Annotated in this window: 13 protein-coding genes; 8 read left to right on the top strand and 5 right to left on the bottom strand. The window is 62.2% G+C overall.

Annotated elements, in window-relative coordinates:
- The first annotated feature begins 225 nt into the window (after nucleotides 1–225).
- Complete coding sequence (locus tag METAC_RS0104905; protein ID WP_026606158.1) at nucleotides 226–1,224, top strand: glycosyltransferase family 2 protein; 999 nt, start codon at nucleotides 226–228, stop codon at nucleotides 1,222–1,224.
- A 7-nt stretch (nucleotides 1,225–1,231) separates the two neighbouring features.
- Nucleotides 1,232–2,761, top strand: a complete 1,530-nt coding sequence (murJ, locus tag METAC_RS0104900; RefSeq protein ID WP_026606157.1) for a murein biosynthesis integral membrane protein MurJ — start codon at nucleotides 1,232–1,234, stop codon at nucleotides 2,759–2,761.
- A gap of 66 nt (nucleotides 2,762–2,827) precedes the next feature.
- On the opposite strand, the gene METAC_RS0104895 is transcribed toward murJ, so the two are convergent.
- The 3 genes from METAC_RS0104895 to METAC_RS0104885 form a co-directional block, all read right to left on the bottom strand.
- A complete protein-coding gene (locus METAC_RS0104895; protein WP_026606156.1) occupies nucleotides 2,828–3,235 on the bottom strand; it encodes a hypothetical protein in 408 nt (135 codons plus the stop codon).
- A gap of 5 nt (nucleotides 3,236–3,240) precedes the next feature.
- Nucleotides 3,241–3,588, bottom strand: a complete 348-nt coding sequence (locus tag METAC_RS0104890; protein ID WP_026606155.1) for a hypothetical protein — start codon at nucleotides 3,586–3,588, stop codon at nucleotides 3,241–3,243.
- 141 nt (nucleotides 3,589–3,729) lie between these two features.
- A complete protein-coding gene (locus METAC_RS0104885; RefSeq protein WP_026606154.1) occupies nucleotides 3,730–5,112 on the bottom strand; it encodes a M20/M25/M40 family metallo-hydrolase in 1,383 nt (460 codons plus the stop codon).
- Between the two features lie 173 nt (nucleotides 5,113–5,285).
- On the opposite strand from METAC_RS0104885, the gene METAC_RS0104880 reads away from it, so the two are divergent.
- The 6 genes from METAC_RS0104880 to scpA all read left to right on the top strand — a co-directional run bounded on the left by METAC_RS0104880 (nucleotide 5,286) and on the right by scpA (nucleotide 12,455).
- The gene (locus METAC_RS0104880; RefSeq protein ID WP_026606153.1) at nucleotides 5,286–6,611 is read left to right on the top strand and encodes a DUF2254 domain-containing protein; all 1,326 of its coding nucleotides are present in this window, start codon (nucleotides 5,286–5,288) and stop codon (nucleotides 6,609–6,611) included.
- 53 nt (nucleotides 6,612–6,664) lie between these two features.
- Nucleotides 6,665–7,006, top strand: coding sequence for a DUF1491 family protein (locus METAC_RS0104875; protein ID WP_026606152.1), 342 nt, complete (start codon nucleotides 6,665–6,667; stop codon nucleotides 7,004–7,006).
- Nucleotides 7,007–7,198: 192 nt separating this feature from the next.
- On the top strand, nucleotides 7,199–7,543 hold the full coding sequence (smbP, locus tag METAC_RS0104865) for a small metal-binding protein SmbP (RefSeq protein WP_036255299.1): 345 nt from the start codon (nucleotides 7,199–7,201) through the stop codon (nucleotides 7,541–7,543).
- A 132-nt stretch (nucleotides 7,544–7,675) separates the two neighbouring features.
- Nucleotides 7,676–9,538, top strand: coding sequence for a methylmalonyl-CoA mutase family protein (locus tag METAC_RS0104860; RefSeq protein ID WP_051335385.1), 1,863 nt, complete (start codon nucleotides 7,676–7,678; stop codon nucleotides 9,536–9,538).
- 193 nt (nucleotides 9,539–9,731) lie between these two features.
- The gene (locus METAC_RS25095; RefSeq protein ID WP_051335384.1) at nucleotides 9,732–10,118 is read left to right on the top strand and encodes a hypothetical protein; all 387 of its coding nucleotides are present in this window, start codon (nucleotides 9,732–9,734) and stop codon (nucleotides 10,116–10,118) included.
- A 183-nt stretch (nucleotides 10,119–10,301) separates the two neighbouring features.
- A complete protein-coding gene (scpA, locus tag METAC_RS0104845; protein ID WP_026606148.1) occupies nucleotides 10,302–12,455 on the top strand; it encodes a methylmalonyl-CoA mutase in 2,154 nt (717 codons plus the stop codon).
- Here the strand turns inward: scpA and METAC_RS22375 are convergent.
- On the bottom strand, nucleotides 12,450–13,013 hold the full coding sequence (locus tag METAC_RS22375) for a Uma2 family endonuclease (protein WP_036255298.1): 564 nt from the start codon (nucleotides 13,011–13,013) through the stop codon (nucleotides 12,450–12,452). The genes scpA and METAC_RS22375 overlap by 6 nt on opposite strands.
- Nucleotides 13,014–13,074: 61 nt before the next feature.
- Nucleotides 13,075–13,515 carry a VOC family protein gene (locus METAC_RS0104835; protein WP_026606147.1) on the bottom strand — a complete coding sequence of 147 codons (441 nt, stop codon included), beginning with the start codon at nucleotides 13,513–13,515 and terminating at the stop codon, nucleotides 13,075–13,077.
- Between the last annotated feature and the right edge of the window lie 180 nt (nucleotides 13,516–13,695).

Below are 13,695 nucleotides of genomic sequence, written 5' to 3'. Positions count from 1 at the left end.
ACGATGCGTTTGGATGGAAATATCCGAAAGCCTGAAACATGTACGATTCTCCAACAGAGAGCCGGATCTTGCGCGAAAAATTCAAATTCCACTTTTTCGCATCCCGCCCTAAAGCATGCCCTTGAAAAATTTGATCGGCTTTTCGCCGAGGCGCGCGGCAGTTCTTCGCCTTCGACTTCTCTTTATCTGCTCGCCTGAATCGCTCTTTCGCATGAGGACGCCTCGATGACGAGATCCGACCCCGGAGCGACGGATGCGGAGCTTTCCGTGGTCGCGCCCGTCCATAATGAATCCGAGAATATCGGGCCCTTGCTGGAAAGGCTCGCGCCCGTGCTGCAGCGCTGCGCGGCCTCCTTCGAAGTGATTTTCGTCGACGATGGATCGACCGACGACACCTTGGAGATCGTGCGCGCGGCCCATGCGCGCGACCCTCGCATCCGCGCCCTCTCGCTCAGCCGAAACTTCGGCAAGGAGGTCGCGATCGCCGCCGGGCTCGACCATGCGCGGGGCGCGGCCACCGTCATTATGGACGCCGATCTGCAACATCCGCCCGAGGCGATCGAATCCTTCGTCGCGCTTTGGCGCCAAGGCTATAAGAACGTCTTTGGCCAGCGCACGGACCGCGCCGCCGATAGCCCCTTGCGTCGCCTCCTGACCCAGCGATTCTATAGCCTGTTCGGCTCGGTCGGGGAAACGAGCCTGCCGGAAGGCGCGGGTGATTTTCGCCTTCTCGACGCGCAGGCCGTCGCCGCGCTGCGCGCCATGCGCGAGCACGCACGCTTCTCAAAAGGGCTCTATGCCTGGATCGGCTTCAAATCAATCGGTGCGCCTTTCGAGGTCGAGGCGCGCGCGCATGGCTCCTCCAAATTCAGCTATTTGAAGCTGACCAATTTCGCGCTCGACGGACTCATGTCCTTCACGACCCTGCCGCTCAAGGTTTGGAGCTATATCGGAGTCGCGACCTCCATATTCGCGCTCGCCATGGCGACGTTTTTTCTGACCCGCACGCTTATTTTCGGCGTCGACGTTCCCGGCTACGCGTCCTTGATCGTGTCGATCACCTTTTTCGCCGGCATTCAGCTCCTGTCGCTCGGCGTCATCGGCGAATATGTCGGACGCATTTTCGCGGAGGTGAAGCGGCGGCCTCTCTATCTCATCGAGGAGCGCATCGGCGTCGCGCCTCTCCCCGAGGACAACCGGCTGCCGCCGTCGGATTGGGTCTGAGCGCCCGATGCTGAAGAACTTCGTCTCGGTCGGCGGCTACACGCTTCTCTCCCGATTTTCGGGCTTTCTGCGCGACATGGTTCTCGGCGCTGTCCTCGGCGCCGGCCTCATCGCCGACGCCTTTGTCGTGGCGCAGCGCCTGCCTAATCATTTTCGCGCCATTTTCGGCGAAGGCGCGTTCAATTCGGCCTATGTCCCGAGCTATGCGCAGGTTCGCCAATCCGAAGGGCTCGAAGGGGCGCGCATTTTTTCCGGCCAGATCTTTTCAGGCCTGCTCGCCTCGCAAATCCTGTTGCTCGCGCTCGCCTGGGCCTTCACCCCATCCTTTATTGATCTTCTCGCGCCCGGCTTTCGCGACGATCCAGAGAAGTTTCAGCTCACCGTGACGATGACGCGCATCACCTTTCCCTATCTGTTGTTCGTCACGCTCGTGACGCTCCAGTCAGGGACGCTGAACGCGCATGGCTATTTCGCCGCCGCCGCCTTCGCGCCGGTGTTGATGAATATTTCCATGATCGCTTTTCTCGCCATTGCGTTTTTCTTTCCCAACGCAGGCTCCGCGGCGAGCTGGGGCCTCACCTTTTCGGGACTTCTCCAACTCGCGCTCACCTCTTACGCGGCGTATCGCGCCGGCATAATCGAGCGCATCGCTTTTCCGGCTCTGACGGCGCATGTCAAACGCTTCCTGACCATACTCGGCCCGGCGGTCATCGGCTCGGCCGGAACCCAGATCGCGCTTTTCGCCGACACGATCATCGGCTCCATGCTGCCGACCGGCGGCCCCTCTTCGATCTATTACGCCGACCGCATTTATCAGCTGCCGCTCGGCGTGATCGGCATCGCCGCCGGCACGGTGCTCCTGCCTGAGATGAGCAAGCTTTTCGCAGCGGGAAGGCCAGCCGCCGCGCTGCAGGCGCAAACGCGGACCATGGCGCTGTCCCTGGTCCTCGCCGCGCCTTTCTTCGTCGCCTTCATCATGATCCCGGATTTCATCATGCGCGGGGTCTTTCTGCGCGGCGCCTTCACGGCGGAGGCGGCGGACGCCTCGGCCGCGGTGCTCACCGCCTATGGCTTCGGCCTCGTCGCCTTTGTGCTCGTGCGCTCGGCGGTGGCGAGTTTTCAGGCGCAAGGCGACACCAGGACGCCGATGATGATCGCTCTGTTTTCGGTCGCGATCAACGTAGCCTTGAAGATCGTCCTTTTCAAATATACGTCGCTCGGCGCCGTAGCGCTGGCGAGCGCGACCTCTGTCGGCGCCTGGATCAATCTCGTGCTGCTCGTCCTGCTCGCCCTTCGGCGCGGCTCGATGAAACTCGATCTGTTGTTGTGGAAAACGGCGACGACCGTCACATCTGCTTCCGCCGCGCTCGCCGTCTTCGCGCTTCTCGCGGCCCTGCCGGCAGCGCGCCTTTCGGCTGGGCTTGGCCGCCTCGCCGACGCATCTGGACTCGTCATCCTCGGCCTCGCGGGGACCGTCGTCTATGGAGTCGCGCTTGCCGGCGGTCTGCGCCTCTTTGGCGTCAAGCTGAGACGCTAAACAGAATAGCTCGCGCGAGAGAAAGCGGGTTCAGCCCGTCGAACGTACGGCCCCGATCAAAGCCTTTCAGGAAAACCACCGCAGCACGGCGGCGGCGGCGAGCGCGGTGAAGCCAAAGCCGGCCAAGGCGCGCCAAGACGCCGGACCCGGCGGCGCGCCGGTCCGCCTGATAAAATGAATGGAAAGAAGGATCAGAGCCGAAGCCGCGCAGAGAATCTTCACGATGAGCGCGATGCGCGCCTGATGATGGATCTCAGGCAGCTCGCCTTCCATGAAAAAGCTTATGGTCCCAAAGCCGACCCCGCTCGCGGCCTGAATCAGCCAGGCGAAAAAGGTCAGAAAAGCCAGCCGCCGAAGCTCCTCCGCCCGGGCGTCGCGAAACCAAAGGGCCGCGACGGGCGCCGCGGCGACGGTCGCCGCGCCGAAATTATGGATGATCTGGACGCCCGCGTAGAATGCGTTCTCCGTCTCCATGCGCCCTATTTCACCGTCACATTGATGCAGCTTTCCGCGCCGATCGGCGCATGCATCTTGCTCACCGGCCGGACGCAGACCTTATGCTCTCCAGCCTTGAGCGGTCCAAGAGTGAACTTGCCCTTCAGCGTATGCGACATGGCGGCCTCGTCGTTATCGACATAAAGATGCACATGGTCCGCCTTCACGACGGGCTTCACCTCATATTCAAGCTTGGTGGAATGCTTGGCCTCGAGCGTCGCGCCATCGGCGGGCGTGACGATTGTGACGAGGTTGTCTTCCGCGGCGGCGGTGAGAAACCACGCCTGCATAACAAAGACGCCCATCCCCAGGGCGAAAACTTTGGCTGTCATCTCACATCCTCTTAGGTCCTGCCATTGGCTAGAATGGCTGCAAACCTGTAACGGGCGGCGCGCCTCGATGCGACACGCCAGAGCGAGAATGGCGTCGGGTTCAAGCAATCTTGACCGCACGCCGGAGAGCCTATGCGTCACTCACACCGCCAGCGCGTTCAAGACCCGCGCCCAGCTTCTCGCGCCTTTATGAAAGGAGGAGAGCTCATATTTTTCGTTGGGGGAATGAACCCTGTCGTCCTCGAGGCTGAAGCCGATCATCAAGCTGTCCATGCCAAGATCCTGCTTGAACGCGCCGATGATCGGGATCGAGCCGCCGCAACCGGCGAAAACTGGCTCCTTTCCCCATTCGGCGAGGAGCGCCCGGCTCGCCCGTGAAAGGGCCTCTGAGCTGAACGGCAACTGCAGAGCGCGCGAAGCGCCATGTGAAATAAACTCCACGCGGCAATCCGCCGGCAGCCGCTTGCGAACGAAGGCGCGAAAGCTCTCGGCGATTTTTTCGGGGTCCTGGGCGCCGACCAGCCGAAACGAAAATTTGGCGCTGGCCTTCGCCGGGAGAACCGTCTTTGAGCCCTTGCCCGTATAGCCGCCGATGATCCCATTGACGTCGCAGGTCGGGCGCGACCAGACCATCTCCAGAACGCTACGGCCTTCCTCGCCAGCCGGAACGGAAAGCCCGACGCTCGCGAGAAAATCGCTCTCATGGGCGTGCAATTCGCGCCATTGCGCGCCGACCTCTTCCGGCAACTCGAAAACGCCGTCATAGAACCCCGGCAAGGCGACTTTGCCCTGCGCGTCGTGGAGATCGGCAATGATGCGGGCGAGCACATGGATCGGGTTGACCGCGGCGCCGCCGAAAATACCAGAATGCAGGTCGCGATCGGCCCCCTGGATAACGACCTCTTCGAGCACGAGGCCGCGCAGCATGGTCGTGATCGCCGGCGTCTCGCGATTCCACATGCCGGTGTCGCAGACGAGCGCGAGATCGGCCTCGAGCTCCTTTTTGTTGGCGGCGAGAAAACCCGGCAGCGAAGGCGAGCCGGTCTCCTCCTCGCCCTCGACGAGAATGGTGACGTGGCAGGGCAGCTCGCCGGTCTCCTTGAAGGCCCGACAAGCTTCTACAAAGGTCATCAGCTGGCCTTTGTCATCGGCGACGCCGCGCGCCACGATCTGCTTTCCCGTCTCCGCATCGGCGATGCGCGGCTCGAAGGGCGGCGTCTGCCAGAGCTCGAGCGGGTCCGGCGGCTGGACGTCATAATGACCGTAGAAAAGCACATGGGGCACGTCCGGGCGCTTCGCCTTGGCCTGCGCCACGATCATCGGATGGCCGGGCGTCGGCCGTAGCGACGCCTCGAAGCCGATCCCTTTCAAATCGTCGACAAGCCATTGCGCCGCAGCGGCGCAATCGCCGGCATAGGCCGGATCGGTGGAAATGGACTCGATCGCGAGCAGCTCGAAAAGCCGTCCGAGGGCCGAATCGAGATTGTCGTCGATCTTGGCCAGAACATTTTCGAGCGCGGCCATAGGCGTCTCCTTGCGAGCATAGATGTTCCGCGATTAGCCACATCGCGTCAATCAATGGAAGCCTGCGCGATAATCGTGAATGCACGCCTCGCGAATATGTCAAAATGCGATCCATTATCTCGGCGGCCGCCCAAAACCTTGCTCGGCCGCGTCTTGTCGAGGCGTCGTCGCTGATGGCCAGAAGCCTGCCCGTCCTGATTCGCTCCGCAGTTTACGCCTTCCGCGGCGGGTTTCTGATTCGGCCCTTCATCATCGCGCTTGCGCTCGGTGCGGCGGGCGCGATTCTTTCTTCATTGGAAGAGCAAAATCCAGAGATCAGCGCCTTCGTGCCGGAGATCTTGTTTCCATCGCATGGCGATCCTCAAGTCGCCCAAGTTATTCTCTCCGCCATAGCTACATCGGTCATGACGGTCGTCTCGATCGTTTTCGCGATTCTCTTAATGACCCTAACGCTCGCGTCGACGCAATTTTCTCCGCGAATCCTGGTCAGCTTCGTCCGGGATCGCGCGACGCAATGGACGCTCGGAATCTTTCTCGGCACGTTTTCTTATTGCATAGCGGCTCTGCCCGCCGCCCGTTCGCTGCCGACATCCTTCGCTCCAGTCGCGACGGTGACAGGGGCCATGTTGCTCGCGCCAATCTGCGTCGGCTGGCTGATCTATTTCATCCACCATATTTCCAACGCCATCAGCGTCAATCATATCGTCGACCGCATTCGGCGCGAGACAGAACTCGTCATCGACTCCCTCATGCCCGAACCGCGCCGGACCGCGCAATTCGAAGCGGCCGTTGGAACATTTTCCGAGAAGCTCGACTCAGTGATCGTCAGTCGGCAATCGGGATATATCCGCTTTGTCGACATCGATCGACTTCGTGCGCTCGCCAAATCCTATCGAATCTGCTTGCGGCTGGAGCGAAGGGTCGGCCATTTCGTTCCAGAAGGCGTCGCCTTGCTGCGGGTTTCGCATGGCGATCGCGCGCCGCCACAACGCGCGCTCGAGCTCCTCGCCGCAATCGACATCGGTCCGGCGCGCACGATGCAGCAAGACGTCGAATTCGGCATCGTCCAGATCGTGGACATCGCGTTGCGAGCGATCTCGCCGGCGATCAACGATCCGACCACCGCGATCAGCTGCGTCGATCAACTCAGCTGCATCCTCATTCGCTGGATCGAAAGAGAACCGCCGCGGAGCTATTTCTACAATCCTCCTCATGTGCTTCGCGTGATGATCCCCTGGGCCAATTTTCCAGGCCTGCTCGATCTAGCCTTCGAGCAAATCCGGCATTATTCGGTCGCCGACGCCGCGGTAAGCCTTCGGCTGATGCGTGCGCTTTGCGATATCGCCAGCGTCGTCGAAGAGACGAACATTCGTCGCCAACTGCTCGAACGCGGCGAAAGACTGATTGCAGGCTGCGCTCAACGGCTTCTAAATGACGATCTCGAAAGGCTGCGACAGCGATTGGCGCTTCTCGAGTCAGGCCTCGTCGCGGAGGATTAAGCGGCATTGCGCCCGCGCCTCCCGCGCCATCGTTCGATCCGTTAGGAGAATCCATGCGGCTGCGCGCGGATATTTGGGTCGCAGCCTATCTGCGGCGCTGCGCTCATGAAGGCGCCTATGCGGTGCTGCGTCGGCGCGGCGCGGCGGAAGCCGGCGCGATCTTCGTCAAGATCGATCGGCTCGACGGCGCAGCGGCCGTCTATGGACCGGGGCCTGCGCATGAACCCGTAGACGGACAGGACCGCGTCTTTTCCAGGCTGCATCGCGAGCCCTGGATCGATCCAGCGGAAGCGGAATCGAAACTCGCGAGGGAAGTCCAGTTCGACCCGGATATTTGGATCGTCGAAACCGAGGACAAGCAGGGACGCTGTTTTCTTGACCTTATAGATAGATAAAGTCAACTATAACGCGCGGCTGAATTTTTCCTGGAAGCGCGCAATCTCGTTCGGGCGCAAAAGCCGACGGGGTTGGTCGACCTTTTTCACGAGTTTGGCGTTAACGAACATCGACTCCCGCGCACATCCTCCGGCCAAGCCGGCAGCCGCGTCATGCAGCGTATTTGCTGATCAACTTTTGGGAGAGGATCAATGATTTCACGTAGATGCGCCGCCTTCGCCTTAGCCCTCGGCTCCGCTGCGCTTTTAGCGTCCGGCGCGGCTTTCGCCGCCGAGAACCATATCGCCGAGGCGATCAAGCACACGCAAGTCGCAATCGATCATGGCAAGCAAGGCCACGCCGCCATTCTGGCCGAACATGCCGAGGTCGCGCTTGGCCATGCCGAGGCGGGCGAAAAGGAGAAAGCCAACCCTCATACGGAAGCAGCGATCAAGGACCTGAAGGACGCCATCGACCATGGCAAGCAAGGCCATGCCGAGATCGCCACCAAATCCGCTGAATCGGCTCTCGACCATTTGAACCAGGCCAACAAATAGCGAGCTTTGCGCGCCCGAGGCCAGCGCGAGCGGGATGCCCCCGCTCGCGACGCTTGCGTCCTCCGCGCGACCGGCCAAGATGCGTCTCCCGCCCCGATAAGTTGGGCGTAGCCGTCCGAGAGTCGAGCGCGCATGGTTTTACCTCCGCCAAAGGCGCCCGACCTGTCCGCCCAGTCCGCAGAAGCGCGCTGGCGCGCCGAGGTCGCGCGCGCGCATCAAGGGCGTAGTCCCGAAGGGCTGGCCTCGTCGACGCCGGAAGGCCTACAAATCGCGCCGCTTTATCCGCGCGCCGCTGCAACCGCGCGCGCCCTCAGACAAAAGCCGGGCGCGTGGCGCATTTTCCAGCGAGTCGACAACCCGGAGCCCGAGGCGGCCAATTCCATGGCGCAAGCCGATCTCCAAACCGGCGCCGACGCACTGATCCTCGCCGTCGCAGGCGCGCCGGCGGCGCGGGGCTTCGGGCTTACCCTCAACAATGAAAGCGATCTCGACCGCGCGCTCGCGGGGATCGATCTTGACTTGACGCCGTTGCGCATCGACGCGGGCCCGCGCACACTCGAATTGGCGCCGCTTTTTTCGGTATTGGCGCGGCGCCGGCGCTTGGCCTCGGCCGCGCTCGACGTCGACTTCGGCCATGATCCGATCGGCGATCTGGCGCGCTCGGGGGCGTCCGCGCGCCCAATGAGCGAAATCGGGCAAAACGCCGCCGAGATGAGCCGGCGCCTCCGCGACACAGGCTTCGCCGGACGGCTGATGCTCGCCGATGGACGCCCCTATCATGAGGCGGGCGCAGGCGAGGCGCAGGAACTTGCCGCCACTCTTGCAGCCGCGGTCGCCTATCTGCGGCTTCTCGAAGGTCAGGGGCTTTCGTTGGCGGAGGCGCGCGGCGAAATCGCCTTTCTCCTCGCCGCCGATGCAGATGAATTCTTGACCGTCGCCAAGTTCCGGGCCCTTCGCCGGCTCTGGGCGCAGGTGGAGCGCGCCTGCGGCCTCACGCCAGAACCGGCGCGGCTGCATGCCGAGTCCTCGTTTCGGATGATGACGAAATATGACCCCTGGACGAATATCCTGCGCGCCGGCATGGCCGCATTTTCGGCCGGCGTCGGAGGAGCGGATGCGATCGCGCTTCTTCCTTTCACGCTTGCGCTCGGCCTGCCCGACGATTTCGCAAGACGCATCGCCCGCAATACGCAATTGCTCCTTATCCATGAGGCGCATCTGGCGAAAGTAACCGATCCCGCCGCCGGCGCTGGCGCGTTCGAGGCTCTGACGGACGAGCTGTGTGGCCGCGCCTGGGCGCTGTTCCAACAGCTTGAGAATGAAGGAGGCATTTTTCGAAGCCTCAAAACCGGAGCGCTCCAGCGCGAGATCGCCGCGACCGCCGCCGCTCGACGCCGGGCCCTTGCGCGCCGAACGCAGGGGATTATCGGGACGAGCAGCTTCGCCATGCTCGCCGAAACGCCGGCTCCCGTCGTAACGCCGGGGCCAAGCATCGAACCCGTTTCGCCGAGGGCGGGCGCCTTCGCTCCGCTCCTCGCCCAGCGCGACGCTGAGCCCTTCGAAAATTTGCGGGATTCCGCCCAGGCTCAGCGCGCACGCTCGGGATCGTTCCCGCAAGTGTTCCTTGCCAAACTCGGATCCGTTGAAGGCTCCGCGCCCTGGGCGCGCTTCGCCCGCGACTTTTTTGCCGCTGGCGGCCTGCAGGCGGTGAATGACATCGGCTTCGCGAACCCACAGGACGTCGAAGCCGCGTTTCGAGAAAGCGCAAGCAAAATCGCCTGCATTTGCGCGTCCGATTCGGAATCCGTCGAGAGGATCGTTGCGACGGCGCGCAGGCTCGTCGAGGCCGGCGCACGGCTCGTCTTTCTCGCCGCTCGGGCCGACGCAAAGGAAGCTGCACGCCGCGCGGGAGATGTCGACGATTTCATCTTTCCCGGATGTGAAGCTCTAGCTATTCTGGACCGGGCCCTCGCAGGCGCGAGCGATAAAAACTGAGATGTGCTCAAGCATCATCAATAACCTGAGCGTCGCACTATTTGCCACGCTCGTTAAAATTGCATAATGATGTGTTGCAGCTTCCAGGGAAGCTTAGCATTGTAGCATCATTTGCTTCGCCACATTTCGATGGCGTATTGCAGCCCGCTTCGTCGGACGATGCTTCAGCCAATTGGACAAAGGAGAAATTTGAATGAACTCAGTGAGATCTGTCCGACTCTTCGCTGCGGCTTTGACGGCGGCGAGCATTTCCGCCGCCGCGCTTGCAGGAGAGAAAACCGCCGCAATCGAAAATCACGACGGGACCTACGCGGTCGACATCACGACTGAGCAAGGCTCCTGCGACAGGGTCTATCATTGGAAAATTTCCGTGGCCGGCGGCCGCATCAGCTCGCCCAGCGACGCCATGATGCAGGCGACGGGACAGATTGATCCACGCGGCGTGGTTTCCGTCGCCTTTCGCCGGGATAATCAAGTCGCGCATGTCGCGGGCAAGGTCAGAGGCGATTCGGGCTTTGGCACATGGTCCTCGCCGACGCTACAATGCGGCGGATCGTGGCGCGCCGCCCGCCAAGGTTGACGGTCGCTTTTTCCCGACCCTGGCTTTGCAGCCGGGCTCCAAAACTCCGGCATGACCTGAGCGCCGCGCTTTTGCGCGAGCGCCACGCCGCGGAAAAAGACATGGCCGGCAAGGCCGCGGCGCATTACTCTTCGGCTCCTCTGCAGATCGTTTTGCCGAGGGCGCATCCAGAGGGCGCAGCCGTTGAGCCGCATTCCCGATTTCGCAAAGGTCGTCTTTGCGCCTGAGCCGAATGGCGCGGATGCGCAATTTGGCGAGGACTGGGCGACGCCGGAAGGGATCGCTGTCAAGCCGATCTACCGCGCAGCCGATCTCGACGGTTTAGACGGGCTCGATTCCTTTCCAGGCGCGCCGCCCTTTCTGCGCGGCCCCTATGCGACTATGTATGTCGCGCGGCCTTGGACCATTCGCCAATATTCCGGCTTCTCCACGCCCGAGGCGTCCAACGCCTTCTATCGCCGCAATCTGGCGGCGGGGCAAAAGGGCCTGTCGGTCGCCTTCGATCTCCCGACGCATCGCGGCTATGATTCCGATCATCCGCGCGTCGCCGCCGATGTCGGGATGGCGGGGGTCGCGATTGATTCGATCCTGGACATGCGGACGCTCTTCTCCGGGATTCCGCTTGAGGCCATGTCCGTCTCCATGACGATGAATGGCGCGGTGCTTCCCATCCTCGCGCTCTATATTGTCGCCGCCGAAGAGCAAGGCGCGCGATTGGCCGAGCTTTCCGGCACGATACAGAACGATATTTTCAAAGAATACATGGTCCGCAACACTTATATCTATCCGCCCGCGCCGTCCCTGCGCATCGCCGCCGATATTTTCGCCTTTTGCGCCAAGAATATGCCGAAGTTCAATTCGATCTCGGTCTCCGGCTATCATATGCAGGAGGCCGGCGCCTCGGCCGATCTCGAACTCGCCTATACGCTGGCCGACGGCGTCGAATATCTCCGCGCCGGGCTCGCCGCGGGACTCGATGTCGATCAATTCGCGCCGCGCCTTTCGTTTTTCTTCGCCTCCTCGATGAATTTCTTCATGGAGGTCGCCAAGCTGCGCGCCGCCCGCCTGCTATGGGCGAAGCTGGTCCGCGCGTTCAATCCGCGCTCGGAAAAATCCCTTGTCTTGCGCACGCATGCGCAAACGTCCGGTTGGTCCCTGACGGCGCAAGACCCTTACAATAATATTGTCCGGACAGAAATCGAGGCCATGGCCGCCACGCAAGGCCATGCGCAATCCTTGCACACGAACGCCTTCGACGAAGCTCTCGCGCTGCCGACCGACGTCTCCGCCCGGATCGCCCGCAACACCCAGCTCTTCCTACAAGAGGAGAGCGGAACGACGCGCGTCATCGACCCTTGGGGCGGCTCCTATTATATCGAGCGCCTGACCGCCGATCTCGCCAAGCGCGCGCTGGAGCATATCGCGGAAATCGACGCGCAAGGCGGCATGGCTAAGGCGATCGAGGCCGGAGTCCCGAAGCGACGCATCGAGGAGGCCGCCGCTCGAACGCAAGCGCGGATCGATAGCGGCGCTCAAACCATCATCGGCGTCAACGCCTTCAAACTCGACGATGAAGTCCCAATCGACATCCTAAAAATCGACCCGGCGGCTGTGCGCGCCGCGCAGATCGCGAAACTCGAGCGGCTGAAGGCGACGCGAAACGCCGAGAGCGTGACGGAAAAGCTCGCCGCCTTGACCGAGGGCGCGAAAGGCGCGGCCAATCTCTTGGCGCTTTCCATCGAGGCCGCACGGGTCGGCGCGACGGTCGGAGAAATGTCCCTCGCCCTCGAAAAGGTCTTCGGCCGACATCGAGCCAAGACCGGCCTGCTTCGAGGCGTCTATGCGCAGGAGGCCGGGCCCGATGCGCCTATGATCGATCGCGCCAAAGGGCTGGTCGCGGCCTTCACCGAAAATGAAGGGCGCCTCCCGCGCATTCACGTCGCCAAAATCGGGCAGGACGGCCATGATCGGGGCCAGCAGGTCGTGGCCTCCGCGCTCGGCGATCTCGGCTTCGCGGTCGAGATGGGGCCGCTCTTTGCAACGCCCGAGGAAGTAGCGCGCCAAGCAGTTGCTAGCAATGTCCATGTGGTGGGTGTCTCCTCCCTCGCCGCCGGACATCTGACGCTGATCCCGCAATTGCGCGAGGCCCTTGCGCGCGAGGGAGGTGCCGACATTATAATCGTTGTCGGAGGGGTCATTCCGCCGCAAGACTTCGCCGCTTTGGAGCAAGCCGGCGCCGCGGCGATTTTTCCGCCCGGCGCGGCGATCCCCGACGCCGCCGCGCGGATCATCGAGCTATTGAATGAAAAGCTCGGCTATACGCAAAGGGAATCATAATTCGCTGAGCCTCATGGCGAACCCCGGCGCGCTCGAATGGCTCAGCAAGTCCTCGGCGCGAAGGATCCCGGTGTCCGCCCAAGTCCCGTCGACAGGATCGCGATGGACATGGGTCTCGAGCCTGACGGCGTCGATCACCCATAGTTCGCGGACGCCATATTTGGCGTAGATCGCGGCCTTTAAGCGCATGTCCTTCACGAGCGTCGTATCGGCCACTTCGATCACGAGCAACACATCCGGACCGCGCGCCTTGGTGGTGTCCATCATAGGAAAGATCGAGAGATCGGGCTCAAGGATCGTCGCTTTGGATAGATAAAGGCTCGTCTCGACGCCAAGCTGGAGCGCATCGGGAAGAGCGCGAGACAAGGCGCGGATCAATGCGAGTTTGATCCTTTCGTGCGGATAGTTCTTCGCCTGCATGAGGACGATCTCCCCCTCGATCAATTCGAAGCGCTCGTCCTCATCGAGAACGCCGGCCTCCTGCATGCGCAGGACTTCCTCCGCCGTGAAAGCGCGACGGGGAAAGCCATCGGCGAACTGGGTCGCGGACGCGGACATCGCCTCATCTCCTCACGTCAAATCAATTGGGGGGCCAATCAACCAGCACGCGCCCGCCGCTTCACCAAACGCCGATGTTCGGCATCGAGGCCCAGGGCTCCTGCTTGGGCAAGGCCTGGCCCTTCTGCAAAAGCTCGATCGAGATGTTGTCCGGCGAACGGATGAACGCCATGGACCCGTCGCGCGGCGGACGATTGATCGTCACGCCCGCCTTCGCGAGCCTGTCGCAAATCGCGTAAATATTCTCGACCGCAAAAGCGAGATGGCCGAAATTTCGCCCGCCGCCATAGGCCTCGCCGTCCCAATTGTAGGTCAGCTCCAGAAGCGGCGTTTTATACTTCATGGCGCGATCGACGTCCGCGGGCGCGGCAAGATAGACGAGCGTGTAGCGGCCGCTTTCATTTTCGATCCGCCTGACTTCGACAAGGCCGAGCTTCCCAGCGTAGAAATCGAGCGATTGGGCCAGATCCGTGACGCGGACCATCGTATGCAAATATTCCATGCTCACGTCCTTTGAAGCTAGCCGCGCCTTAACGTCATGTTCCAGTTCAGACAGTCCTGACGCTTGACCCGCGTCCGGCGCCTTTCGACACTATCATTATATAGCATGGATCCGGGCCTTGGCGCCGTGTGGCGGCCTCTGCTACATCCTGGCCGTCGGACCGCCGTCGGGCGGCGCCTT

Origin of the sequence: Methylocapsa acidiphila B2 (assembly GCF_000427445.1) — a bacterium.
GTDB classification, from domain to species: Bacteria; Pseudomonadota; Alphaproteobacteria; order Rhizobiales; family Beijerinckiaceae; genus Methylocapsa; species Methylocapsa acidiphila.
The sequence above is the reverse complement of the archived record's forward strand: the minus strand, read 5'-3'. Positions and strand labels throughout refer to the sequence as shown.